The 24949-nt window shown below is 35.5% G+C and carries 22 protein-coding genes; 11 read left to right on the forward strand and 11 right to left on the reverse strand.

Going from position 1 to position 24949, the window contains the following annotated elements; genetic code table 11:
• Nucleotides 1-23: 23 nt before the first annotated feature.
• The 5 genes from MSHOH_RS07945 to MSHOH_RS07965 all read right to left on the reverse strand — a co-directional run bounded on the left by MSHOH_RS07945 (nucleotide 24) and on the right by MSHOH_RS07965 (nucleotide 6387).
• Complete coding sequence (locus MSHOH_RS07945) at nucleotides 24-1325, reverse strand: phenylacetate--CoA ligase family protein (RefSeq protein WP_048138741.1); 1302 nt, start codon at nucleotides 1323-1325, stop codon at nucleotides 24-26.
• Nucleotides 1326-1775: 450 nt separating this feature from the next.
• Nucleotides 1776-2567, reverse strand: a complete 792-nt coding sequence (locus MSHOH_RS07950; RefSeq protein ID WP_158024088.1) for a hypothetical protein — start codon at nucleotides 2565-2567, stop codon at nucleotides 1776-1778.
• Nucleotides 2568-2863: 296 nt separating this feature from the next.
• Nucleotides 2864-3988, reverse strand: a complete 1125-nt coding sequence (locus tag MSHOH_RS22055) for a restriction endonuclease (RefSeq protein WP_052730765.1) — start codon at nucleotides 3986-3988, stop codon at nucleotides 2864-2866.
• A 279-nt stretch (nucleotides 3989-4267) separates the two neighbouring features.
• Entirely contained in the window at nucleotides 4268-5485 is a 1218-nt protein-coding gene (cas1, locus tag MSHOH_RS07960) for a CRISPR-associated endonuclease Cas1 (RefSeq protein WP_048138743.1), read from the reverse strand.
• On the reverse strand, nucleotides 5482-6387 hold the full coding sequence (locus tag MSHOH_RS07965) for a hypothetical protein (protein WP_048138745.1): 906 nt from the start codon (nucleotides 6385-6387) through the stop codon (nucleotides 5482-5484). The genes cas1 (MSHOH_RS07960) and MSHOH_RS07965 overlap by 4 nt, the downstream gene beginning before the upstream one ends.
• Before the next feature lie 105 nt (nucleotides 6388-6492).
• Here MSHOH_RS07965 and MSHOH_RS24610 point away from each other — a divergent pair, with 105 nt between their 5' ends.
• The 9 genes from MSHOH_RS24610 to MSHOH_RS07990 all read left to right on the forward strand — a co-directional run bounded on the left by MSHOH_RS24610 (nucleotide 6493) and on the right by MSHOH_RS07990 (nucleotide 15612).
• Nucleotides 6493-6633, forward strand: a complete 141-nt coding sequence (locus MSHOH_RS24610) for a hypothetical protein (protein ID WP_204245403.1) — start codon at nucleotides 6493-6495, stop codon at nucleotides 6631-6633.
• On the forward strand, nucleotides 6630-7268 hold the full coding sequence (locus MSHOH_RS07970; protein ID WP_048138747.1) for a hypothetical protein: 639 nt from the start codon (nucleotides 6630-6632) through the stop codon (nucleotides 7266-7268). Before MSHOH_RS24610 ends, MSHOH_RS07970 begins: the two co-directional genes overlap by 4 nt.
• A 39-nt stretch (nucleotides 7269-7307) precedes the next feature.
• The gene (locus MSHOH_RS07975; protein WP_239451268.1) at nucleotides 7308-7613 is read left to right on the forward strand and encodes an HNH endonuclease signature motif containing protein; all 306 of its coding nucleotides are present in this window, start codon (nucleotides 7308-7310) and stop codon (nucleotides 7611-7613) included.
• The gene (locus MSHOH_RS07980) at nucleotides 7606-10305 is read left to right on the forward strand and encodes a DNA polymerase (RefSeq protein ID WP_048138750.1); all 2700 of its coding nucleotides are present in this window, start codon (nucleotides 7606-7608) and stop codon (nucleotides 10303-10305) included. The genes MSHOH_RS07975 and MSHOH_RS07980 overlap by 8 nt, the downstream gene beginning before the upstream one ends.
• A 390-nt stretch (nucleotides 10306-10695) precedes the next feature.
• Nucleotides 10696-11331 carry a hypothetical protein gene (locus MSHOH_RS07985; protein ID WP_162197616.1) on the forward strand — a complete coding sequence of 212 codons (636 nt, stop codon included), beginning with the start codon at nucleotides 10696-10698 and terminating at the stop codon, nucleotides 11329-11331.
• Nucleotides 11332-11366: 35 nt separating this feature from the next.
• On the forward strand, nucleotides 11367-11507 hold the full coding sequence (locus MSHOH_RS23600) for a hypothetical protein (protein WP_158024089.1): 141 nt from the start codon (nucleotides 11367-11369) through the stop codon (nucleotides 11505-11507).
• Nucleotides 11479-11628 carry a hypothetical protein gene (locus MSHOH_RS23605; RefSeq protein ID WP_158024090.1) on the forward strand — a complete coding sequence of 50 codons (150 nt, stop codon included), beginning with the start codon at nucleotides 11479-11481 and terminating at the stop codon, nucleotides 11626-11628. The genes MSHOH_RS23600 and MSHOH_RS23605 overlap by 29 nt, the downstream gene beginning before the upstream one ends.
• A 173-nt stretch (nucleotides 11629-11801) precedes the next feature.
• Nucleotides 11802-11927, forward strand: coding sequence for a hypothetical protein (locus tag MSHOH_RS25590; protein WP_275425563.1), 126 nt, complete (start codon nucleotides 11802-11804; stop codon nucleotides 11925-11927).
• Between the two features lie 739 nt (nucleotides 11928-12666).
• Entirely contained in the window at nucleotides 12667-15612 is a 2946-nt protein-coding gene (locus MSHOH_RS07990; RefSeq protein WP_048138754.1) for an HD domain-containing protein, read from the forward strand.
• A 243-nt stretch (nucleotides 15613-15855) separates the two neighbouring features.
• On the opposite strand, the gene cas1 (MSHOH_RS07995) is transcribed toward MSHOH_RS07990, so the two are convergent.
• Complete coding sequence (gene cas1, locus MSHOH_RS07995; RefSeq protein ID WP_158024091.1) at nucleotides 15856-16449, reverse strand: CRISPR-associated endonuclease Cas1; 594 nt, start codon at nucleotides 16447-16449, stop codon at nucleotides 15856-15858.
• 545 nt (nucleotides 16450-16994) lie between these two features.
• Here cas1 (MSHOH_RS07995) and MSHOH_RS08000 point away from each other — a divergent pair.
• Nucleotides 16995-17447 (forward strand): PKD domain-containing protein, encoded by a 453-nt coding sequence (locus MSHOH_RS08000; RefSeq protein WP_239451269.1) that lies wholly within the window; start codon nucleotides 16995-16997, stop codon nucleotides 17445-17447.
• A gap of 1022 nt (nucleotides 17448-18469) precedes the next feature.
• Here MSHOH_RS08000 and MSHOH_RS08005 read toward each other — a convergent pair.
• From MSHOH_RS08005 to ilvE, 5 genes are all read right to left on the reverse strand, one after another.
• Entirely contained in the window at nucleotides 18470-18727 is a 258-nt protein-coding gene (locus MSHOH_RS08005; RefSeq protein WP_048138755.1) for a pro-sigmaK processing inhibitor BofA family protein, read from the reverse strand.
• Nucleotides 18728-18889: 162 nt separating this feature from the next.
• On the reverse strand, nucleotides 18890-19657 hold the full coding sequence (locus MSHOH_RS08010; RefSeq protein WP_048138757.1) for a hypothetical protein: 768 nt from the start codon (nucleotides 19655-19657) through the stop codon (nucleotides 18890-18892).
• Between the two features lie 513 nt (nucleotides 19658-20170).
• A complete protein-coding gene (locus MSHOH_RS08015) occupies nucleotides 20171-21289 on the reverse strand; it encodes a hypothetical protein (protein ID WP_158024092.1) in 1119 nt (372 codons plus the stop codon).
• A 496-nt stretch (nucleotides 21290-21785) separates the two neighbouring features.
• Complete coding sequence (locus MSHOH_RS08020; RefSeq protein ID WP_048143283.1) at nucleotides 21786-22538, reverse strand: C39 family peptidase; 753 nt, start codon at nucleotides 22536-22538, stop codon at nucleotides 21786-21788.
• A 698-nt stretch (nucleotides 22539-23236) separates the two neighbouring features.
• Nucleotides 23237-24088 carry a branched-chain-amino-acid transaminase gene (gene ilvE, locus MSHOH_RS08025; RefSeq protein ID WP_048138761.1) on the reverse strand — a complete coding sequence of 284 codons (852 nt, stop codon included), beginning with the start codon at nucleotides 24086-24088 and terminating at the stop codon, nucleotides 23237-23239.
• Nucleotides 24089-24689: 601 nt separating this feature from the next.
• Between ilvE and MSHOH_RS08030 the strand changes: the two genes are divergently transcribed.
• Nucleotides 24690-24932 (forward strand): hypothetical protein, encoded by a 243-nt coding sequence (locus tag MSHOH_RS08030; RefSeq protein ID WP_048138763.1) that lies wholly within the window; start codon nucleotides 24690-24692, stop codon nucleotides 24930-24932.
• Nucleotides 24933-24949: the final 17 nt, after the last annotated feature.

A 24949-nucleotide genomic window follows, 5' to 3' on the forward strand; every position in this document is an offset into this window, starting at 1 on the left:
TTTTCTAAAAGGCTGAGCAAAGCTCAGATCTCCGGCCGCCTGTCGATAACCCTCTTTGCCTTTCCTGCGGTCCTTTCGATGCTGCCTTTCTCCAGCAGTTCTACGTTTGTGCGGATATTGAGGACGGATTTGAGTTCGTGCTGGACGTGGTTTTGGACGGCTTTGAGGTCTTTGAGGTCGCCGGTAAAGGCGTTTTCTTCGAGTTCGACTTCGATTGTGAGTTCGTCAAGCATGTGTTTGTTGCGGTCAAGGATAAGCTGGAAGTGTTCTCCGACCTGCGGGATTCGGGAGATTACGTCCTGGATCTGGGAAGGGAAGACATTGATGCCTCTTACTATGAGCATATCATCGGCTCTGCCGAGGAGGCGTGAAATCCTTGTGGTTGTCCTGCCGCAGTCGCATTCGGACTCAAGGAGTTTTGTCATGTCGCCTGTGCGATATCTTATATTGCAGAAGCCCTCTTTGCTGAGGGAAGTTAAGACGAGTTCTCCCTTTTCGCCTTCCGAGACCTGTTCTCCGTTTTCGTCAAGGACTTCTACAAGGAAGTTATCACTCCAGATATGGAGACCATTCTGTTCCTGACATTCAAAGCCGACTCCTGGCCCGAACATTTCGGATAAGCCGTAGCAGTCATATGCTTTGAGGTTGAGCCTTTTCTCGAGCTGCTTGCGGGTGTTCTCCGACCAGGGTTCGCCGCCGAAAATGGCTGCTTTTAAGGAGAGCTTGTCTATGAGGTCGAGCTCTTCTGCGGTTTCTGCGAGGTAGAAGGCATATGAAGGGGTGCAGTGAACCGCGGTTACCCCGAAGTCGATCATCATCTCAAGCTGCCTGGCAGTGTTTCCTGTTGCTGCAGGCACAATCATGGCTCCCATCCTTTCAACGCCATAATGGAAGCCGAGCCCGCCTGTAAAGAGGCCGTAGTTCATCGAGTTCTGGATAACATCGCCTTTTGAAAGCCCTATCATTGTAAGGCTGCGGGCAATCAGGTCAGACCATGTCTCTATGTCTTTTGCAGTATAACCGACAACCGTGGGCTTTCCACTGGTCCCGGAGGAGGCGTGGATCCTAACAATATCCTCTTTTTTTGCAGCAAAAAGGCCGAAAGGATAATTGTCCCGAAGGTCTGTTTTGCGTGTGAAAGGCAGTTTCCGGACATCCTCAAGGGTTTTGATGTCATCGGGGGTAACTCCTGCCTCTTTGAATTTCTGCCTGTAGAAAGGAACGTTATCATAGACCAGCTTTGCACTGTTTTGCAGGCGTTTAAGCTGAAGTCTTTTCAGTTCTTCGGGATTCATTGTTTCGTATTTCGGCTGCCAGTATTTCATTAAAAGGACCTTCTTCTAATTTGTAAAACCATTTTTTAGATTCGAATATTGCTATGAACTACCCTGTTCTTGCTATACCTACTCGTGCCATGCATCTGCATGTCATAATATGTTAAGTAATCTTATGAGTAATATAAAATGTTTGAAAAAATCCTTCTGTACTGTGACCCTTCCCACATATAAATATTGTTGAGTGAACCGCTTGGGGTGGGAAGGGGAGTAAATTTAGTGGGTTCGAATTATATTCATCGCACTAAAATAGAGGGTAATAGGTAACTCAAATTTTTTGTACGCCATTGCAAGAAATATGCACAACCGTTTTTTAGGATGTAGCCTTAACTCAAAAATACAAGTAACTTCTTTAATGCAAATTTAAATAAAAACTCAGGTTTTTAATATTTTTAGTCTGAATAATAGGTAATTGCATTTACTTTTTCCAAAAGGTTTCCGTCATTTTTGATCATTACAGTCTTTTTCAACTGAGATTACAGGATTAATTCTATCTGATACGATTATTCTTCTCAGGCTTCCATCTGGGTTCTTTAACCATCTAATAAGTCCCCCATCTAGAGTCCTTTGTACAGGTATATTTAGACAATTCATTTCTTCTGGTGATAACTCTTTAAGTGGTATTTCTGTGACGTTATATTGATTAGTTAATGCAAATTTAAGTGAATCAAACTGATTCTTAAGGGTATTTATGGAGTTTAATAACACGGTCGTATCATTGGATAGAACTTGATCATTTAGAAGTTTAGCAGGTTTGACACTCAATGAATGAATTAAAGAGTTTTCTAGATTATCTCTTAATTCATATGTGTTTTTTAGAGTATCTGCGATTAACTTGATTGATGAATTTATTTGATCAACTCTTAAACTTTCATTGTAATCAAGGCATCTTAACCCATCAATGTCAAAAATACGTGGGGTGATCAAGTCTTTTATAATCGTAACTGGTTTATTAAAAGATTGTCTTATTCCAAGTTCAAAAAGAACATTTGGATTTTGACCACTTAAATCACAGATAGCCATAGGTGAATTTAAGAGTCTTGTCAGTATATCTTTTACAATAAAATTTGTGTTTTTAATTTCGTCAGACCTTATAGGGGCAAAACCGGCTAGCGCGCATGCAGGTTTAATCAGATGATCATAGACTATTTTGAAATGTCCCTCTTCATAGGGTGACCTATCCGTTATCGGCATAATTACAAAACATTCTTTTATACTATCGGTGTCTCCCAAGGTATCGATTTTGGTACTCGCATCATTGCTTTTAGGTATACAAATCGCCTCATGAAATTAGTCAGTTAAAAACACCATTTAAAAAGTGTTATTATATCTTTTATACATTTGGTTAAGAGTCTAATATGCGAACATTGCCTTCTTAACTTTGATTTTAAGTAAACTATCTAGTTAGTTTATATTCTATAAATTTTGTAATTATTTTTGGAATAAGAACCTGAAAAAATTGATACATGGATTTTGTCATAAAAGCTATGATTAAAAAATAAGAAATATAGAAATAGTTAGGTTTGATTTTATTGAGACGCTTTACTGTCTACATTAAACAATTCTTTAAATTTCGTAGGATCAAAATTAATTATTTCTAACATTTCTTCTTCAAATAAAAACGATAATACATATTCACAAAAGAAATTATAAATGGAACGATATTCTTCGTTTTGATCTTGTATATTGTCTAGTTGACGATTAATCTTTTCCAATGTGCTTTCGATTACTTCTACAGAATAATGATTTTCAGATTCCTTTTCTTTCAATAATTCATTTTGGATAGATTCTCTGAGAGACTCAAGGTTTTTGATACTTTGGTCTAAAGTTGTTGTGTCTCCTAATCTGAAACAAGTTTTCAATACAATATCTGTAACATAAGTAGCTACTGATATGTTTTTATTCTTTTTTTCAGTTTCATAGCATTTAGACTTAAAATTTTCATAACTAACTTCATCAAGTAATAAATTTCTAAACGTTTCATTCATCGTGGTTGGCTTTCTAAACTTAGGTCTAATTATTGAGCTGTATGCATAGCCTAAAATTTTGTCCCTCTTCGTTGCCTCAATATTATCCATAATTTTAAAGAAAGAATCCAGCTTAAAAATATGTAAATCTTTAATATATAGTAGATGATTTGGATGCATAATGTTTATAAACGAAAAATCGTACCCAATGTTATATTTTTTTAATAACAGTGAATGTCCTTGCGTAACTTTCTCTAAATCTTTTTTTTCCCAATATTTAATTTTAAATGGAGGTCTGTTCTCACGAACATAATCATCTAGAGAATTCTTACATTGGTTAGATAAGAAATTTGAAGCTATGATTAGTACTCTATCAGGTCTTTTAGAAGTCGCCCAACTCAATACGCCTTGAATTTTTTCAGGTGGAACCCCTGTTTTATAATGTTTACATTCAACAAACCACTTTTCAATTATTAATTCCCCATCTACTACATCTTCAAGTACTCTTTCGCACTCAATATCCCTTCCTTGATCAGAAGGACTAGAAGCGTGCCCTGTTCCTTTTCTCCAATTTACATTTCTAAAGCCTAAGCATTCTAACAATTCAAAACAAAACTCTTCAAACTGAGTTGAATTTAAATGATCAAAAGAAAATTTATTTTCATAATTAATCTCTAATTGTTGCATAATTAGAATTAAGTGTCAAGAGTTAAATAACCTGTTAAAAGTTTTAGAAAGCTTCCTACCGAAATTTGAACTATAAAAAAACTGATTTTACAAAATATGTAAAATTAACCATATTTTACTACTCTTTTATGCCTTTTTTATACCATCTTTTACTATTTTCTGTAAAATTTACATTTTACCTGTAAAATTTACAGTCTTTCCTGATACTGTTTTACAATTTTACTGTAAAATTTACATTTTCTACTTTTTTTACATTTTACAGTAAAAATATACACATTTTTACTTTTGACTTGAAACCAACGCTTCCCACTTATTCACCCTTTCCAGAACATGAGCATTAAGAGTAAATGGCTTATCTGACTTGGCGTTCTGTTTCATATAATGTAAAGTGCCTTTGGAAAACCCTAATTTCTTCCAGTCAACATAAGAAATATTGAGTATCTTTTGTCTTATTTCATAGGAATCAATTCTCTCAATTTCATACTCAGGCTTAACAAAGTCCAGTTTCTCCTTTTTGCTAGTAAGATAATGGGTTAACTCTCTTACCTTCAAAAAGATAACATAACTCCAAGTGCTTTCTTTCCCCTGGTAACTTACCTTTTTGTTCAGCATATTGGAAAACTCATTAACAATTTTCCTTGCTCCTGTAGGTTTCAGCCTCAAATTGTAATTTTCTGTTCTTATGAAATCCTTACTTTCCATAGCTCCGCTTTCAACCAGGCTAATTACTGCCAGATCAACAAGGAACCTGAAAGGCTCCTGAAGGTCATAGGCTAAACTGTTCTTGCTTGGAGTCATTTCATGCAAAAACCCTACATGAGCATCCAGACCTACAGTGTTTATGGCTCTTAAACACTCAGCCTCAAGGAGAGAATAGCCATAATTGAGCATAGTGTTTACTATATCTCCTGAACCCATAGCTCTTCTGAACTGGTCTATCCTGTTACAGAAATCATATTCCTTTGGAACAGCTTTAGAGAACTCAATCCAGTATTTACCGGCTAAGGTTCCCTCTACTCCCAAAATTTCCCTGGTGCTCTTTACTTCTCTTAACTTTGTGAGTCCATCCGAAATATCAAATTTAATTTCAGGATATCTTTGGCTAAGGAAATCAAGCACGGCTTTAGATTTATCGAATTTAGCCTCAATAAACTTCTTTGCTATCTCAAGCCTTGCTTCCTTATCCTCAAAAGCATGATACTGAGAAAACTTTGTTCTTAGATTTGTACTTTCAGGAGGAAGCATTGTGGTTAAAAGTTTGCCGTTCCAGTCTAAGATAGAAACTTGGACATTATGCTTAATAAGCCATCTAATAGCCTCTAAGGTAAGGTTCCCACTCTTACCATAGATGATAATGCCGTCAATATCAATCCTTTTAGGAGAAAATACATATTCTTGAGGCTCTTCAGTAGTTGAAAATCTTCCTTCTTTAACATGGAGCCTGGCTCCATCAACATGCATATTTATGCCGTGTCCATTCAAAAGAAGAAGCTTCATTTGAAATCAACCTCTTTTTCTCCTTTTGTATATGGATTTTCATGTAACCCCAAATTAATTAGAGCATCAGTCCTGATATTGGAAACAAACTGTGAAGCGTTTTCTTTTCCTTCAATTGCTAACTCTTCCTCTAATTTGTATAGTTCCTCTCTGTGTTCCTCAATAAGATTGGCTGTATATTCTGTATTGTAAACATTTTCTATAGAAGAAAGATCTTTTAGGATTCTTGCATCTTCCATAAACCTATCAATTACGGCTTTATGCCCATAATGCCCAAGAAGATAGATAATGTGAGTTCTAAGGTTTACATGGGTTGAAACAGGAACAGGATATTTCTCTAGCAATTTTACTAACAGGTCAATTGTTTTTGTTTTATTGGTTGGCTCAATACCTTTTTTCAAAATATATCTGTCTAATAAAAGTAATAGCTTATCAGCAAGCTCATTATCTATAGTTCCTACATCAATGTTCTTATCAAACTGAGATACCACTAGATCCAATTGTTTTGGGGTTAAAACATAAGTTTGTTCATAACGGGCAATCTCTTTTAAAGCCATTTTTTGCTTTATGGACTCTTCTGAATCAAGCCTTTCTAAAATCTTATCCATATGCTCCGTTATTTTGGATATATTTTTCAAGGTCAGATAACTGGCGTTTTTATCAGTATCCTCTATTCCTAATTTCCCAAAATCAGAATATTCTAGGCGTATAATCATACCTTGTTTCTTTAGGTTGTCTAATTTACGGTTTATACTCTTGAGGCTGTACCCAAGTTCATTTTTATGCTTTTTCATCAGGTCTTCGATGAGTTGTTTCCTTCTTGCATATCCTTTTTGTGTAAGATACTGCTTTACCTCAGTTTCAAAGTCTCTTTGTGTCACAAATAATACTCTCTTTTTCATGTGTTTTACTCAAGTATATACAAAATATATGTCAAACTTATACTTAAAGTTATACTCAATTCTGTACATAAGTGTGATAGGGCGTATTATATGTTGTGATAAAAAGTGACTGAAAAAAATCGTGTTTTAATTACACTGTCTCCTTACCTTAAGGAGAAACTTAAACAGAAAGCAGAAGAATACGGATGCTCTCAGGCTGAAGTTATGAGAACAGCTTTTATCAGAATGATGGAGGCTGAAAGATGAGCCGACCAAGATTTTCCAAAGACTACAGGACTTATGGAGAATGGCTCAAGGCTCAGCCCAGGGATACAAAATATGCTAAGGAAATCATCAGGAAACACAAGTTTTTCCCTGATAAAAGCCTCAGCCAGCTTAGAAACCTAAAGATAGGGGATTTTGACCTTAGCCAGACAGCCTGGAAAACTCTTTCAGCCCAGGATAAGAGAGATAGAAACCTATCTCTCCAAATTTTAAGGGAAATGAGAAAAGGAGAAAATCTTTCTTCTATACTTGAAAAGATAGGCAAAAGGACAGAATTTGCAGTCAAGCATCTTGGAAAGAACCTGCATAAGTCAGAAGGAACCTGGAAGGTTACAAAAACAGACACTATCCAGGCTGAAATGCTGATTTACTCCACAGAAGGACAAAAAACGATTATTACAGCCAGTTCTAAGGATAGGTCTTTAATTGCAGAATATCATGCCAATGTTCAGAAGGCAATAAAAAACAATGATCCTTCAGTTCTTGCCAAATTTAAGGATATTCAAATAGTGGATGCTAAAGGCAAAGTCCACCACTTTGAAACCGACCTTGATAAGCTCTATGAGATCCTGGAAGCCCAGGAAGAGCCAGAGTTTTTGGAAATTTATCAGCACTGAGGAGGTGAAACTATAGACAAAGAAACCTATCAAAAAACTTTGAACAAACAGAAGAGAAAAGGAAAACCTTCTCTTTGCTGTATTGTCTGTGGGGAGGATGACCCAGAAGTTATTGAAATGCATCATGTCTATGGAAGGAGCAATTCAGATCAGGTTAAGCCTCTCTGCAAAAACTGCCATTCCAAGGTAACAAAGGAACAGAATAAATTTAACCCAAAAGCCAGATCTGGAAATGCCTCTTCTGAGCAAAAGAGAGCTTTTCAGATTGTATCTATTGGTGCCTTGCTTACAGAATTAGGAACTCAGCTAATTGATCTTGGAAATGAGATGGTGCAAAATGTCTAAAGTTGCAGTCAGGGGATATACTCAGAGGCTTGAGAAAAAAGGAGAGTATAGGAGCTTTAGGCGTTATGATACTCCTCTCAGGCATAACAGGGTACTGGTCTTTGATACTGAAACCACAACCGACCAGTATCAAAATTTTAAGATAGGATACTTCCAGATCTACCAGGATGGAGTTATTCAGCATGATGGTTTATTCTATGATCCATCTACCCTGAACGAAAGAGAAATAAAGACTCTGGAAGCCTATTCAAGAAAACATGACATAAGCCTGTATTCCCTGGGTAAGTTCATAGACAATGTGTTTTATCCTGAAGTCTTTGAGCTTAAAACCCTCTGCAATGGGTATAACTTGGCTTTTGACATAAGCAGGATAGCCAAAAAATCAGGAGATTCAAGGGTAAAGAATAGAGGGGGCTTTACTCTTACCCTCTCAGATGACCCTTTCAACCCTCCTATAATAGTCAAAAAGCTTGGATACTCTAACAGCTTCAAGTTTACCACTACTAAGCAGAACAAAGGAGAGAGCTACTTCTCAGGCTATTTCCTGGATACTCAAAGATTAGCTGAAGTTCTCCTTCAGTCAAACCATATTTCCCTTGAGAAAGCAGGAGAGAAGCTTAACACACCTGTTCAGAAGATGAAAGGGATTGAACATGGGAAGGTTACTGAAAAGTACATTGATTATCTAGTAAAGGATGTTGAAACTACCCAGGCTGTATATGAGAAGCTTGTTAAGGAGCTTGATGTTTATCAGATTCACATACCCATAACAAAGATCTTTAGTGAGGCTTCTATTGGAAAACATTCTCTTGAGCAAATGGGGATTAAGCCATTCTTGGAAATGAATCCAGATTTTCCAGATTCGATTATTGGAAACATGATGACTTCTTATTTTGGAGGAAGAACAGAATGTAAAATCAGGAAGGAGCCAATAAAGGTAACAGTTCTTGATTTTACAAGCATGTACCCTACAGTTACAATGTTAATGAACCTCTGGAAATACATCATAGCTGAAAGCCTGGAAATTCAGGACATAACCGAGGAGGTTAGGATATTTGTTTCAAAACTGAAGCTTTCAGACCTTCAGAAACCGGATACATGGAAAAAGCTTGTTGTTATGGTTAGGATTCAGCCAGATAATGACATTTTGCCTGTAAGGATGGATTACAAAGGAAATAATACAGGCTTTAACGTAGGAATCAATTATCTGAGTTCTAAGTCTGAGATGTGGTATTCTTTACCGGATGTTATAGGCTCATATCTCCTTACCGGCAAGGTTCCAAAGATTATAGAAGCCGTGAAATTTGTTCCTAAAGGAGTACAGAAGAACTTAAGGAAATCCAGGGTTCTTGGAATTGATATTGATCCATTAAAGGATAATGTTGTTCAGGTTCTTGTAGAAGAGAGGCAGAGGATTAAGCAGGAATTGAAAAACACAGAGAGAAATGATCCTGAATATCAGCATTTATCAAGCAGAGCCCAGGCTATCAAGATTCTTGTAAATGCTCTGAGTTATGGAATCTTTATTGAGCTTAATCCCGAAGATAAGAAAAGCGAGTTTCAGGTTTATGGGCTTGAAAACTTTGTTACTAAGGAAAACAGGTTCGAGAAGTCAGGAAAGTATTTTCATCCTCTCCTAGCTGTTATGATTACGTCAGGAGCCAGGCTTTTCTTAACAATGGCTGAAGCCAGATTAAAAGAGCTTGGGGCAATTCACGCTTATATGGATACTGATTCTGTGTTTGTACCTCCTGATAAGGCTCAGGAGCTTGTAGAGTTCTTTCAGCCTCTTAACCCCTATAACATTGATATTCCATTGCTTAAACCTGAGAAAAAAGATCTCTGGTTTTATGGAATTGCTTCTAAAAGGTATGCTCTGTACTATTATGAAGATAGAAAAATCAGGTTCATGGAAGATGAAAGATCTTATAAGCTTCATGGGCTTGGACATTTAACAAACCCTTTCCCTAACTCAGTTGAAGATTGGCAGGGTGAAATCTGGCAGGATATTCTTAAACTGCATTATGGGCTGATTACTGAAAGGGATATTGGAGAGAAGTATTCAAACCTTTATGCAATTTCCAAGCTTACTGTCAGCACTTCCAATGTATTGAACAGGTTTAAGAAACTGAATGATGGGAAGCCTTGGAAAGAGCAAATTAAGCCTTTTAACTTCTTTCTTGTAGGGTTCCAGGCAATTGAAGAAAATGAGAAGGCTGTTAAGCCTCTGGCTCCATTTACCAAAGATTATCAGAAGATTGTCTATGAGCCATTTATTGATTATGAAAAAGGAGAAGTTAAGGAAGGATCTCAGTATTTCAAACCATTGAGCAGAACAATTTTGCAGTATATTGAGCATCTTGAAAACAAGTTTGATGGAGATATAGGAGTTTTAAAGAGGAAATATATTCAGGCTGATGGTCTTGTTTACATTGGGAAAGAAGCAAATAATATTGAGGATCAGCCTTTAGATGTTACTGGGGCTCAAGGTTTTATTAATGAGGAAGAGACAATAAACTTTATTTTGACTCTGATCCCTGAAAAAGCCCGAAAAATAGGTATTAAGCACCGGAGTGAACTAAAATATCTGAAAGAAAAAGCAAGAGAGAGAAAGCTAAATTTTAATACTACCAATATGCAAAAAATTCTGAAATATTATAGCTCTCAAGGATTGAATACTGAAGCTAAATAGTAACCCCGTCTTCCTAGATAAAATTAGAACCTCCATAGTAGTAAAACTCAGAAACATCAGCGTTTTCCACTAAGATTAAAGACGGTTATTGTGGTTTTCATTAGAATGCCTAAATTTCCCTATCTGACGTATTAAGTAAACTAAGATTGCCTCTTTCCTAACTTATTAGTTCAGTGATCTAAACTCATTATCTTTTTTGGAAATTACTCCTCGTTTAAGTATGTTTTAACATTGAAAATAGGCTTTATACGTCTTTTTGACACACACGAGTTTATCATTAAATTACATAAAAAAAATACAATTTCGTTAATTTATTTAGTAAGTTATATATAGTAGCTATATGAACCTTAGTTTAAAACAAAGAATTAAAGAGATTTAAACATGCAGGATATGCCAAAAAACGAACCTGAGTTTAAAGAAGATATTTTGCAAATAATACTCAATGAGTCAAGAGACCTGAGAAACCAGCAACTTGAACATTTATTTCAAACTTCAGAAAACATATGGGGCAGTTTGAATTTGTTACTGGTTCTCTTGGGAATTTACGCTTCTGTATTTCTTTTTTTATGTGATTTTAATAATGTACATCTTATGTCAAACAAAATAATTACTTGTCCTTTAATTATTAGTGTGTTGTTTATATTATTCGCTATAGTTAGGGCTATAATTGGAATTTTTCCAACTAATAAATTTAGAGTTCCTACTCCAAATGCAATCTATGAATTACTTGCTGAAGAGAAAGAAATAATATTGGAAAAATTTACTCAAACATACTTATTAGGGTATGGAAGTATCATAATTAGTGCTGAAGAGCGTAATTCTCTTAGAAAAGAGATAATTATGGTAGCATTAGCCTCAATCGTTGAGTTTATATTTTTCGTTTCAGCTTTAATTTTGAAAAATCTAACTATAATGTTTGTTACAATATCCATAATTTTTGTTATATTATTTGTGGTGTTTATGATAGGTTTTATAGAAAGTGAGGGCAAAAGAATAGAAATGCTACAGGAAGATATGAATTCATGAATTAATTTGTTTGTTTATAAGAAGGAGGTTTGAACTTGGTTAGAGAAACTAAAAATTTGGATAAGGAAAATAAAAATAGAGAAATACCGAAACTTCCGGAAGAAGAACCTATAAGAAGCATATGGATACAGAAAGGTGGTTCTAATAATGACAGGAAAAATAACAAGGAAAAGTGAAATGTATGAAATAAAAGAAAAGCCAAAACTACCAGAGAAGGAACCTTTAAAAATGAAAGATATTCAATTATCTGAGAACCCAAAAAAAGAACTAAAAAAAAGTCCAAAGAAAAACTCATAAAAAGCACATCAGTTCAAAAAACAAATTATAATAACGCCAAAAGATGAGATAAAAGAAAAGCCAAAAATTACCATAAAAGTCTTTAAAAATAGTAACCCAAATGAGAATAAAGTGTTGACATAGGCACAATCTATCAGATATACAGAAATTGAAAGAGATATAGAGGTAATATCTTGAGTGACACGAAAGCCCCAAAAAAGACTACTCCTAAATTGCCAGACAAAGAGCCTATAAAAACAGTAAATTTACAAGCAAACAGGAAAGTAACAAAAAAATCCACTGGTAACGTTAAAAGATAATTTCCTATCATTCGGATTTCTATAAATTATCAAACAAACTCACCCAAACAATGTAAAAATATTCCTAATTAGTGATTGTCTCTGAAAAAACTCACATGATATTCTTCGAATAACATGCCCAAACAATGAAAATACTTGAAAGCACTTTCATGCTAAATAGATTTTTCAGAAGTCTTGCAGAGATATAGAATAAATTTAATTTTTTATTAATAAAGGTTATAGAAATCTATTTTTTGGTTAAAGCAATTTTATGAAAAAATGGTACTGCAATTATCTTACAGTTGCGTACAAAAAATTCGAGTTACCTATATCCCCGCACTAAAATAGAGGGAATATATACAACGCTAAAAAAGTGTACGCTATTGAAAAATATCTACATCGCCGTTTTCTAAAAAGTTATCCTTAATAAAAATTAATTAATTTCTATAATATTTGTTCAAAAGAGTTGACTCATTTTAATTCATCGTTCAGTTGTCTTTTAAGTTTATTATCAAAGAAAATAGTTCAAAATTTTTATTAGTCAAAGGTTCTGCACATTCCCCTGGGCAAGATAAAAATCCAAAGTTTTATTTGACTATAGTATGCTTTTTTAAAGGTGTTTTAGTTTAAATGCTAAGGTGTTAATTTTCATGAAATCATAAATCTAAAGGAGTTACTAGATTAAACTCTAGTTGAAATTAAAAGCAAAAAATGTTATGAGCTACTTAAAAAAGTTTGCAAGCAGCAAAGGAGCAGATAAATGTCTGAAGATGCGATTCTGAGGTTACACCAAACAGGTCTATTTAATAAGCTTCTTGAGAAAGAGAATGAAGAGAAAAAAAGTACTTCAATAGAAGATCATGAAATCTCACAAAATATAATTTCAGTTGTTCGCAAAGCTGCTCCTTTGTTAGAAAGAATTCCAATAAACATGCCTGAATTCACATTACATAACGCTAATCATAGTATACATGTAATTAAAAATATAGAAGATTTAATACCTCCAGAGACTCTTGAACAATTAAACGCTGTTGAAATTTCCATACTTATTTACGCTGCGTATCTTCACGACATAGGAATGATCTCTTCTTCTGATGAGCGGAAGCAGATTGTTAAAACTAATGAATTTAAGAAGCTTTTAAACTCAAATGAAGAATTATATGAAAAGCTTGAGAAAGCGAAAAACAATGGCGATTATCAAGCAGTACTTGAAATTGAAAACAAAGCATTTACTGATTTTCTTCGAAAAAATCACGTTGAACATGCACACAAAATAATCAAAGAATATGAATTGGACTCTGAAATCTCATGGAAAGGCACTTCATACTATAAATGGGTAAAGGCAGTATGCGACAGTCATGGACTTCCAGTAAAAGAGCTAAAGAAGAATGATAATTGGCCAATTGATGTTTTAGTACGAAATAAGCCAGTGAATGTTCAGTATTTATCTCTTATATTACGACTAGCTGATATATTGGATCTCGATTCCGAAAGAACACCAAAGCGTTTATTCTATCATATAAATCCAAAGGATAAAATCAGCATTCAAGAGTGGGAAAAACATCTTTCCATTACTGGATTTCGGATTGGACCTGAAGAAATCAAAGTTGAAGCTGAATGTAAAAGTCCAAACTGCGAACGTGTACTTAGAAAATTTATAAAAGATATTGATAAAGAACTCGAAGAAAGCAATTATTTGATTTCGAGTTATAGAGCTGATTTCGCTAAATATAGATTAAATCTTTCTGAGTCAGTTAATGTACGAATCCATTCTATTGGTTATGAATACCGTGATTTCCGTTTCGAACTTGATTATCGTCGAGTCCTCGACTTACTGATGGGAGAAGGACTATATGGAAATCCGGTTGTAGCACTTAGAGAGCTTCTACAAAACTCTGTAGATGCTGTACGTTATAGAGAATCTCTAGAGAAAAGAGAAGGAAATGGTTATCGCCCTAGCATAGAAGTCTCTTTGACAAATGACGAATTAATTGTTGAAGATAATGGCATCGGAATGGATGAGGAGATATTTAAAAATTATTTCATGAAAGTTGGTAGAAGTTATTATCAAAGCTCAGATTTTCGTGAAAAAAATGTGGACATAGATCCTGTAAGCGAATTTGGAATCGGTATTTTATCAGTTTTTATGGTTGCCGATAAGTTTACCGTTGAGAGTAGAAGAAAAACTTTTGAAGATGAGCTCAATCCATACATATCAATATATTTTGAAATCCCAACAGCTTATGACTATTTTGTAAAACGGCAATCTAAACGTTCTAAGTATGGAACGAAAATAATTTTGAACTTAAAATCTGATCATCCATTTTCTCCCTCATCACTAATTGAAAAAATATCAGAAATTGCTCCTTTTATTGAATATCAAATAAAGGTTAAAACAAATGATGAAACAAAAATCTATGAACCTCTTTTACCAGGTGAAATATATGGAGATACCTCTAACATAAAAACTTATTATGACATTACTTTTAATGAATTGGATAAATCTGAGGGGATAGAAGGTACAATGAAAGTTGTAAGGACTTCTAGAGAAAGAAAACATCTGATCGCTCAACGGGGTTTCTCAATTCCTCTTGACAAACTATTACCCCCTTGGTTATCCAATAGTCTCCTGATGTCAATAAATATTTCAGGTCAAACAAAATTATCACTATCTCCAAACAGATCAAATATAATTGAAGATGAAAAATACCATGAGTTAATTGAAAAAATACAATTGAGATTATTAGATGAACTCGAAAATAGCTTGAAGACATATAGAGATTCGAATACATTTGAAAAATATATTAAATATGTTGATGAATTAATAGATGACAATTTTTTTAGTACTTATAGACATGATCCGCCTTTTGGATCCGATTATGAGGAAGATAAGAGAATAGAATTAATGACAAAAATCATCCTCAATAACGTTCCTTTTCTAACGATTTCACGTGACGGAACACGTGCTTATAAATTAGTTAAAGACTTTAATAAGTTTTCAACAATAGTAGTAACTTCAGAAATTTGGCCTGAAGAAATCCAAAACGAAAATGTTTTCGAAGAAATAAAACGTCTAATCGACCTAGATGTAATTGTTTTACTAGGTAGAGATCAGAATAGCATGAGGAAATACTACATGTTATGTGAAATTTTAGAGAATCCTTCTGACATCTATATTACATCTATACCTGGAGTCGTCGTCAAAACTTTTGTAAGTAACGATGATTTAAAAATGTATAGTATTAACTATAATATGTTCACATTTAAGATGTATAGTAAAACTGGAACCAAAGAACCGCTATTTGTTCATGATCCAGAAGATAATATTGATTCTGAAACAGTGATTTTTAATGCTAATCATCGATTATTGTATAGATTTTTTGATGGATGGGATCCAAGAGATGAAAATTGTCTTGAAGCGTTAAATTATCTGGGTAAACTCTTTTCCGATTTATTAATTAATATGGAGGCTGTAGCATTTTCAGCTTATAACACACGAGGGATCAGATATAAGGAGGATATAAATTGCTCGTATATTGGAATACTCAAACATTATCCAGAAATATTTGAGTATTTCTGTAATGCAGTAGAGGAGTTTTGGAAAAATGCCCAAGATGTGGGAGCTATTTCTCATGGTGAGGAGTTTCCTGGTTTTAATGTGGATGACCTACCTTGGTTTTGGAACTATTGCAATGAGCAAACATGACATTGTATCCAAGAATTTGACGTTGAATTTATAGAGAAATTGGCATGTCCCATTTTAAATGAGTTAATGTCTTTATTATTAGTTCTTCAACCTTCTCCAATTTTGAACCATTTTACTGAATTTTACTAAGGGATGTAAAATTAATTAGATTTACAACTCTTTTATAGCCTCTCCTTAAGCCGTTTTACTATTTTACTGTAAATTTTACATTTTTTACATTTTACAGTAAAAACATACACATTTTTACTTTTGACCTGAAACCAATGCCTCCCACTTATTTACTCTTTCCAGAACATGTGCATTAAGAGTAAACGGTTTATCTGACTTGGCGTTCTGCTTCATATAATGCAAAGTACCTTTAGAAAACCCTAATTTCTTCCAGTCAACATAAGAAATGTTGAGGATCTTTTGTCTTATGGCATAAGAATCAATTCTCTCTATCTCATATTCAGGCTTAACAAAATCCAGTTTTTCCTTTTTGCTTGTGAGATAATGGGCTAATTCTCTAACCTTAAGGAAGATAACATAACTCCAAGTGCTTTCCTTTCCCTGGTAACTTACTTTTTTATTCAGCATATTGGAAAACTCATTAACAATTTTCCTTGCTCCTGTAGGTTTCAGTCTCAAATTGTAATTTTCTGTTCTTATGAAATCCTTACTTTCCATAGCTCCATTTTCAACCAAGCTGATAACTGCCAGATCCACAAGGAACCTGAAAGGCTCCTGAAGGTCATAGGCTAAGCTGTTCTTGCTTGGTGTCATTTCATGCAAAAACCCTACATGAGCATCCAGACCTATAACTCGAGTTATATGCAAAATCAAATTGTGGGCGGCCACTCACCCTAAAGAATGTGGTATTCTTCAGGTCGCCCGCTCGGTTAGTCTGGTACTTATAATTTGTTAATTCTCCTATGCTTAGATTTCTTTAATTTATATGTTGAACGTCTGTTTTTGGTATTACCCGTGCCTCCTTAATGTAATGCTTGGTTGCGTCAACAGTAACAAAACCATACTTTACAAAGAAGCTATAGTTTAGAGATTTAAATGAAAAAAGAAGCGAAAGTTCACTTCTGCCCCGACTTAAATGACCGGGTATTCGTGACCCTCCGCACTTCCCGTAATAATATAGAAATTTCTTAAGATCCAGTATTATATTCCCATACTCCTTATTTTTTAGGTTGTAACACTGAGAACAGTATTATATGAATTTATAATGTTATCATGTTTTAATCAAAAAAATAAAGCTTTATCAAGCTTTAAACTCAAATTCGGATTTTTATTTAATCTTCTGAAAATAAGTATGTTTATATAGTAATTTATCCTGTAGTTTTTGAGTAAATTTATTCTGTAATTTTTGATTATGGGTGTTCCCGGATCAAAATATGGAAAAAACAGGAGAAAATAACATGAAAAGTAATGGAAAGTTTATATGGAAAATAACACTGTCTGTTTTCACCATATTAATGATGTTGACTTTATTGTCTACAGCAGCCTCTGCATCAGTTACTATATACAAAACTCCCCTTGGTGCAGGAACTCCTCCAGCAACAGAACGCCTATCCGGCGGGGGTAATTCCATTGATTATACGGCTGTAGCCGCTTCGAGTACTGATCCGAGAATAGTACAATTCAAGGATCTATCTAAAGGTACAGAGACATATATCAGATGGGACTTTGGAGATGGAACCTATCTCGAGGGAACAAAAATTACTCCACAACTAAAAAATCCGGTACACAAGTATGCAAAAACTGGTTATTATATTAGTTGTCTGACTATCAAATGCAGTGGTTATAATGGAAAGTTGTGGGTTCATAAGACTCTTGTTATTAAATAAATTTGAGGAAGTTAAAAGTTGACTTGGTTAAAAGTTGACTTATAACTTTTAATTTTTATAACGTCTGTTCTTATACGGTTTCTGTAGTCTCTGTAGTAATTACCACAAAAAATATCCCAATTTTGGTCATTATGCTTGGTTTTTTGTAAATTGAAAATCAAATGACTTAGTTTAAAATTTTTATTATTTAGCTTAAAGCTATCTTAAAAAAACGATATCATTGACTTTTTAGATTAGCTTCAAGATGCATTTTAGGGATAATGTGCTGCATCACACTTCCACAATTATCTCAGAAACCTCTCGATATCCCAGATCTGGAACATTGGGGAAAATCTGTCGAACTATTAGAAAGGGATATATTTGGTACATCTGCTACGAGCGATATTCCTGGACATTGTAAGTGGCTTCCAGGCATATGTGCGTGAAAAGAATCGGACTATAATCGGACTATATAATGTCTTTACTTAGCCACAAAAAAGAAGTAAGTTCAATTAGAGTCTATTTTTCTATGTTTGAACATAACACGAGAGTACACTCTGTACCGGTGTAGAACATAACACAATTTTCCGTCATTTCAAGCAGATTGACACGCTGGTAATACATCTTCTCAGATAATTTATACTTATCTGCCCATAGGGTATTCAATAAGAACGAATATACACTGGCAGGGTCCTTATGGTTGACATAATAGGCTTGTACTGCATCGAAATATTCTTTTGATTGTATTCTTTGCACTGTTAGTCCCTATCTTTCATTAGACTGTTTTAATAAATAACTTTGGGCAAGATAAATATTACGGTGAATATTGCAGCAGTCCTTCGGTAGGTAAAGACCTTCTTGCCTGCTACGACTTATATAGAGCCTCTACACTCAATTAAAAACAGCTTACTTGCTCTTTAGCCGAAAATAATACAGACTTTATAGCTATATATGACGCCAGCCTTGACTCACAGGCACCTTTACAGGCAATTTCACATCCAAAAGTAATTGAACTGAGAAACAAATAGCTTAGAATTTTGTCTTTATACAAAAGCTATTCCAAGATAGTTCAATATGATAATTAAAAGTGCTCCGAAGATGCCTCCAATTGCGCAAATCAAGACAGTCAATAATGTTATTGCGATTTCAAGCCCAAATAAAAACTTTGCTGCAGCTAGGACTAGAATTCCAAGTACAGCATTCATGGCAAGTTGAGTACCGTTCTTAAGTATTACATATAATACAACAGCTATTATAATTGCCAGAACTAGCGTTGAGATCTCTATAACTGCAAATGCCATAATTTCTAGTTAGAAATTCAATTCATTTATATCTATCATTGATTTTTAGCTTTACTTTTTTGGCATATCGAATTATTAAAGCCTCAATTCCATGAGTTCTTTGCGTCTGGTTTAAACAACGCTGGTGTTGCCCCTTAACGATAACCGATGAATTGTTTCAAGTTAAAACTCAAAATTAGGCTCTCTATTAATAGAGTTCAACAATCTCTTTGTAGATTCAATCTGTTCATCGTTTCCATCCACTACAAGCCAGATAGCGCCCTCAGCTCCACTTACTCCACCACCTGCAACAAGTTGTGCACTTGCACCAGTAAGAAGTGAAATTGCTTCGATTTCAGTGACAATTTCACCAGCTACAGGTAGTAAACGGGGCCCATGCGAGCCTGGAGCATTTAATTTCCGTGCTAAATCATTTAAATCATCGTAAACACGTTTTTCAAGTCCTGCAGGAAGTATCAGTCTGACACGTCGGCCTACAACTGCCTGAATCGATGCAACAGTAGTTCCGCCATGCAGATCTCCAATGTAAATGCCTGCCTGTCCTTTTGGAAGGTTCAACGCATTAACACCCTTTAAAATCACGTCTCCTTCCTTCAAATCATCCACAACGTTAAAAATAGTTTCTCCCTGCTTCCAGATACCATCCTTAATTACTATATCTCCTGGAAAACCAGTTTCATCTTTAATACGCCCGGAACTGGTCACAGGACTGCCAGGAGGAAGGACAACACCCCTGAAAAATCTTTTTCTTGAAAAATTTTCTGCTTGACCTATAAAAGACAATATTTCTTCAGCCACGTAACCGTTTGTAGTTCCAGCAATTATAACAGTGGTTCCAGATGCAAGAGATTCATTTACTGCTGGATGCTTCACCAGAGCTTTTGCTATTAATCTTTTCCCTGCAGCTGGGGTTATTAAAAACTGTTCCATTTATTTCCATCTCCAATCATTGACTCAGTTCCAAAATATAGTAGTAAAAATAATGTAATCTAGTGGTAAAAATAAAGTAACATCCTTACGCAAAATTTATAATTTTTACAGTTTTGTAATGATGTTATGGTACAATGGAAACTATAATCTTACTCTTAAATCAAAATTACGCTGGTACACCTCGCTACAAGGAGGCTGTCCTACAATTATTGGCAGTAATAAAGAAGTGCTAAAAAGAAAGCAAATAAGACCCTTTAAATCAAAAAAGAAGGAATTCTTTTATTACTTAAGGTAATTGTCGGACAGCCCGCAAGCAACGGGGCCCACGCCAGATCCTTCTTTTGTTTGTATCATTGAAGCTTGTATAGTATCAACAGAAGAAGCAAAAATAACAGCAAGAAGCCAAAAGTAATTGTTTTGTTGCCCCTAAATATCAAAAATATATTCCAATGCGGTTAAAATTTTATCACTTTGCATGAGAAAAAGGAAAAAGGAAAATACTAAAATACCTCATTAATTTAGTCCTATTTGAGTATTATTAATTACATTGGTAACTACATTGACTACCGTAATTATATATACAGTTGAGTTATTATTTTTCCATTCCAGTCCGGGTACATTGTTCATATTTTCAGCCATTTCTTTTACTTTGTCTATATTCTCAGATATCTCTGTCATATTATCCATTTTTTGATCCAGTTTTTTTATTTCTTCTATGTCTTCAGATATATCTGTAATATTATCCGGAATTTCAGGCATCTCAGTCATATTATCCGTGTTTTTGATTAAAATCATGTTTCCAATCACGTTGCATTTCATTGGTTCGGCCATTGTACTCATGTTTCCGACCATTGTTGTCACATTGATCATGTCTTCAGCCGTTCCAGCCGTATTACCAATGTTCTTGATTTTAATCATTTTTTTAGTCATATTACCTGTTATGATCCCAGTCATATTTCCCTTCATGAGCACAGTCATGTTGCTCGTGTTCTCTGTCATGTTAGCCATATTTTCTGTCATATTGCACGTTATGTTTCCGGTCATATTTCCCTTCATGAGCACAGTCATGTTGCTCGTGTTCTCTGTCATGTTAGCCATATTTTCTGTCATATTGCACGTTATGTTTCCGGTCATATTTCCCTTCATGAGCACAGTCATGTAGTCTATTTTTCCTTCCATTCCCGTCATATTGACAACTTTTCCGTCTATCTCAGCTTTGTCCGTTTTTCCGACTATAACCACTTTTCCAGGCATATCATCTATTTTCCCTATCATTACCATGCTTTCAGTTCTGTTGACCACGTCTTCGATTATAGTTAACTCTCCGGTTACGTTACATGTCATGAGTTTGGTCACATTTTCCGTTTTTCCGGTAGCGTTTGCAGTTTGGGTTTCGATAAGGTTTCTAATTCTATTTTTAGTCCGGTTATCAGTCATGTTTTCAGTCATATTGCCCGATGTACCGACTACAAATGCGTTTCCGGTCACGTTACACATGACTGTTTTATCTATATCTTCAGTCGCGACCATATACATATTATTCGAATTCTCAGTCGTGGTAGTTTGTGCCTGTACGGGTACAGCAGACAAAGCTATGTATATCGCTAGTAGAGAAACCATTACTTTCCTCATTACTTTCCCCCCGGTATTCGAATTTACGCATTGAATGAGTAGATATGCCAAATAAATTAAAATCAGTTTTATAATCTCCATGGAATTATTTTCTTCCTATTTTATAATTAGTTAATCATAATTAACTGAAATCCTACTTCCCGAATTAAAATTCATTTTTTCATAATTTTTTCTGATATCTATCCCTGATTAAACATGAATTTATTGAACTTCTATGAGATAGTTTAAAACGACTAGATGCGACATCTACATCAGGATAAAGAATCTTGTTTCAGCCAGGTACACGGCTCCTTAGAAAAGCCATTATTTTGTTTGTATCATTGAAGCCCATACAGCACCCTTTATCTGCCTGTCATCCTGAATATCTCTCTTAATCCCAACGATATTAAATACAGATATGGCTTTAATTGGAGCCGATGAGCCGGGAAAAAGTCGTCCCTCCTCGGGTTTTAAATTTCTCCCGGCTCAGAAGTGTTCAGCACACTGGCGCCTGAATTTAGCCCACATGTATGAATTCGGGATTTTCTGCAGGCTTGTCTCCATAGATAAAGATTCCCATATGAGTAACTTTTCTCTTTTTGTCTTCTGTAGGAGACTTATAATTGAAATCGTGCCAGCGCTCTATGAACTCGTCATGTGGAACATACCCTCTGCTGCCAAGTATCCAGGGGTCTTCAAGGTATACATTTTTGCTGTCCACGCCTATGACTACCATGTAGTGTCCGTTCTCATTCATTTCCCAGGTTTGGTTCTCCTCCTTCCAGGCCTGACCCTCAACTATTACCGGAACACCCTCCTCGATGGATTTTTTCAAATCATCCAGTGTCAGGTTCTCCCTAACCTCGGCTCTGAACCCCATTTTCTCTGCTCCCTTCACCATATTATCGGGGTAAGTGCCCTTGTGGGGAGTCTCCCCAAGGGTAGTGTTGAGAAGCTCAATAAGCTGGCCCTCTCCCTGATCTTCACCGCCCCAGTAACTCATTACAGCCTGAAAGCATGCAGCTCCGCACGAATAGTTGGTACACTGGCGCACATCAGGTACCTGTAACAATATAGTTGTGCCATTTTCAGGAACTACATCCTGAACTTTTTCCTCACAGACGCCTTTTACCGTTCCTTCAGCCGTTCCTTCAGCCGTTCCTTCAGCCGTTCCTTCAGCCATTCCTGCAGCTGTCAATAATACCAAACCAGCGAGGCTCAGAAAAAATGATGCTCTTCTTATATCCAGACTCTTAATAGCTATTTTCATAGACTGTGCCCCACCATATTCAAATTTAGAGAAAGAAGCCAGGCTTTTACCGAAGAACATAAAGCAGGCCTCTTCCTCTTAATATCTTAGTATTTATATATATTATGTGAAAAACTAAGTATTGAACACATGAGAAAAAAGAGTCAGAAACAGAATAGCTGATTAGATGCCCTGAAAGATGATAATAGGGAGGCTGAGATAACTGTCAAAGAAGCAGAAACTATTTTATTACAGTTTGAGATGATTATATTCCAATTTCTTAGTATCAAGTTTCTCCATTTTAATAACAAGCTTTGGACAGATAGCATCCTATAGGAATGTTAAGCTTATGAGGAGTATTTTGAGAGGTGGCCAGGCCATATTGGTGCAGATACCAATACCTGCAGAGTTGAAACCGAACTCGATGGTACCTCCTGAGGACAAACAAAGTTGTTCTATCCCATCAGCCCGCTTTATCCAAAGAAGGTGTACCGGGGTATTTTCACCCCAATCTAAATTCTGGCCTATTAAAGTGGTTCCGTTTTGATGGCTTTACCGATAGCTGAGAACGCTGTGCATAGACTAGGAGGCCGGTCTGTAGCCCTCTAACTTTACTGATAGCTACTTACGCTATTATCCAGCACACCTTGATTTGTCATACCTTCACTTTTTTAACTGTTTATATAAATATCGAATATTTTTGGGTCCATCTTTCTTTATTACATGTATACTGCCTCATGGAAGAGTTCTGCTAGTTTTTGCGTCCATTTACCAGACCTACCACTGCCGATTACACGACCGTCGATTTTTGTGACCGGAATTAACTCCGCTCCTGTTCCAGTCAGGAAACATTCGTCTGCGTTGTAAAGATCATACTGCGTTAAATGGATTTCTCGGACAGTCATTCCGGCGTTTTCGGCAATTTCCATCACAAAATTACGGGTTATTCCTTCAAGGGCACAGTCTGTCAGGCAGGGTGTATAAAGAACCCCATTCGACACTGTAAAGATGTTGTCTGCAGTGCACTCCGCTACATAGCCTTCTCGAGTCAGCATTATCGCTTCCATGCATCCTACTTGTGCCGCCTCGATCTTCGCAAGGGCATTGTTCAAATAATTGAGAGATTTGATCCGAACATCAAAGCAATCTGGGCTTATCCGCCTGAGACTGGATGTGATAACCGAGATTCCTTCTGTGTAATACTTTTCGGGATAAAGCTGAATATCCCCTACAATGATAATTACTGAAGCCTTTTTGCAGAGGAACGGGTTTACTCCAAGATCCCCTTCACCCCGTGAAATCACCAGTCGAATATAGCCATTCTCTTTCTGGTTACGCTTCACAGCATCCTCAACATCCTTTTTTAATTCATCTGGAGTTAATGGAATTTCGAGCATCAGGGCCTTTGCACTTTTATAAAGTCTGTCCAGGTGTTCTTTTAGCTTGAATATTTTCCCGGAATAAATCCTAATTCCTTCGAAAACTCCATCTCCATAAAGAAAGCCGTGATCAAACACAGATACCTTAGCATCTTCCTTTTCGTAATACTCTCCATTGATGTAGATTTGCATTCACAACATCTCATTTGGATAAACATAGTGTAGTTTTAAATATTTTTCTCTAAGTCTGATCATTTCTTCGATATTCTACGATTCCTGTATCTATTATTCCGAAAAAACAAGCATATTTTCCTTATTTGAGAAAAATATATAGAAATTCTTATGCTTCTGATTTCTCACTAACTCTCGGATACTACCCATGATTTCTCCCACTTTGATATTAATCTGAAGTATATTATCACATATAAAATATGAACATAAGTTATATACACATAAACATTCGTATAACAATAGGGAGTCGGAAGTTACCTCCCTACAAGACTAAGGAAATTTTCAATAGTAAACTCATGGCTTTGCCATGAGTAAGTTGTGACACGTACAATAGTATATGGTTCCTGCTCCTGTGAAACTTACATTACACAATATATTGTAATTGTTCCTTATTATTTAGTTAAATTTTTCATGATTAGTTTCCAGTGTAACGAATGGCTGCGTTTCCGTGAACCAAATCCAGATCTAACCTGGTCTCACAGAAGCACGGAAAAAAACTCAGAAATGACATTAAAGGGTATTCTACAATTAAACATCAACCAAATGATAGAAGGTCTCTTATATGGTTAATTCTCAAACAGCCGGTGAGATACAAAAGGAATTAGCAGACATAACGTCTCTAGCTTCTGAAATCGAGAAGGTTCCAACGTTTGGAGTAGATGTTTGGATCATGAAAGACGTCCACAGAAAATGCCAAAAAATTATAGCAAAATGCGATCGAATATCCATGTTAATCGGAACTGGGTCAGGTGAGATGAGTACAGGCACCGGAACAGGATATGGTGGTACAGGACCAGGATATTAACTTCTGGCTATGTGGGT

Source organism: Methanosarcina horonobensis HB-1 = JCM 15518, assembly GCF_000970285.1.
Taxonomy (GTDB): domain Archaea; phylum Halobacteriota; class Methanosarcinia; order Methanosarcinales; family Methanosarcinaceae; genus Methanosarcina; species Methanosarcina horonobensis.

What these genes read in the sequence shown, in the direction of transcription:
- MSHOH_RS08020 (WP_048143283.1), bottom strand. Translation starts at nt 22,538, where the DNA reads ATGAAAATAGCTATTAAGAGTCTGGATATAAGAAGAGCATCATTTTTT.
- MSHOH_RS07980 (WP_048138750.1), top strand. Translation starts at nt 7,606, where the DNA reads ATGTCTAAAGTTGCAGTCAGGGGATATACTCAGAGGCTTGAGAAAAAA.
- MSHOH_RS07970 (WP_048138747.1), top strand. Translation starts at nt 6,630, where the DNA reads ATGAGCCGACCAAGATTTTCCAAAGACTACAGGACTTATGGAGAATGG.
- MSHOH_RS22055 (WP_052730765.1), bottom strand. Translation starts at nt 3,988, where the DNA reads ATGCAACAATTAGAGATTAATTATGAAAATAAATTTTCTTTTGATCAT.
- MSHOH_RS08030 (WP_048138763.1), top strand. Translation starts at nt 24,690, where the DNA reads ATGGTTAATTCTCAAACAGCCGGTGAGATACAAAAGGAATTAGCAGAC.
- MSHOH_RS07965 (WP_048138745.1), bottom strand. Translation starts at nt 6,387, where the DNA reads ATGAAAAAGAGAGTATTATTTGTGACACAAAGAGACTTTGAAACTGAG.
- MSHOH_RS23605 (WP_158024090.1), top strand. Translation starts at nt 11,479, where the DNA reads ATGACAGGAAAAATAACAAGGAAAAGTGAAATGTATGAAATAAAAGAA.
- MSHOH_RS08000 (WP_239451269.1), top strand. Translation starts at nt 16,995, where the DNA reads ATGGAAAAAACAGGAGAAAATAACATGAAAAGTAATGGAAAGTTTATA.
- MSHOH_RS07945 (WP_048138741.1), bottom strand. Translation starts at nt 1,325, where the DNA reads ATGAAATACTGGCAGCCGAAATACGAAACAATGAATCCCGAAGAACTG.
- MSHOH_RS08015 (WP_158024092.1), bottom strand. Translation starts at nt 21,289, where the DNA reads ATGAGGAAAGTAATGGTTTCTCTACTAGCGATATACATAGCTTTGTCT.
- MSHOH_RS07985 (WP_162197616.1), top strand. Translation starts at nt 10,696, where the DNA reads ATGCCAAAAAACGAACCTGAGTTTAAAGAAGATATTTTGCAAATAATA.
- MSHOH_RS08005 (WP_048138755.1), bottom strand. Translation starts at nt 18,727, where the DNA reads ATGGCATTTGCAGTTATAGAGATCTCAACGCTAGTTCTGGCAATTATA.
- MSHOH_RS07990 (WP_048138754.1), top strand. Translation starts at nt 12,667, where the DNA reads ATGTCTGAAGATGCGATTCTGAGGTTACACCAAACAGGTCTATTTAAT.
- cas1 (WP_048138743.1), bottom strand. Translation starts at nt 5,485, where the DNA reads ATGAAGCTTCTTCTTTTGAATGGACACGGCATAAATATGCATGTTGAT.
- ilvE (WP_048138761.1), bottom strand. Translation starts at nt 24,088, where the DNA reads ATGCAAATCTACATCAATGGAGAGTATTACGAAAAGGAAGATGCTAAG.
- MSHOH_RS08010 (WP_048138757.1), bottom strand. Translation starts at nt 19,657, where the DNA reads ATGGAACAGTTTTTAATAACCCCAGCTGCAGGGAAAAGATTAATAGCA.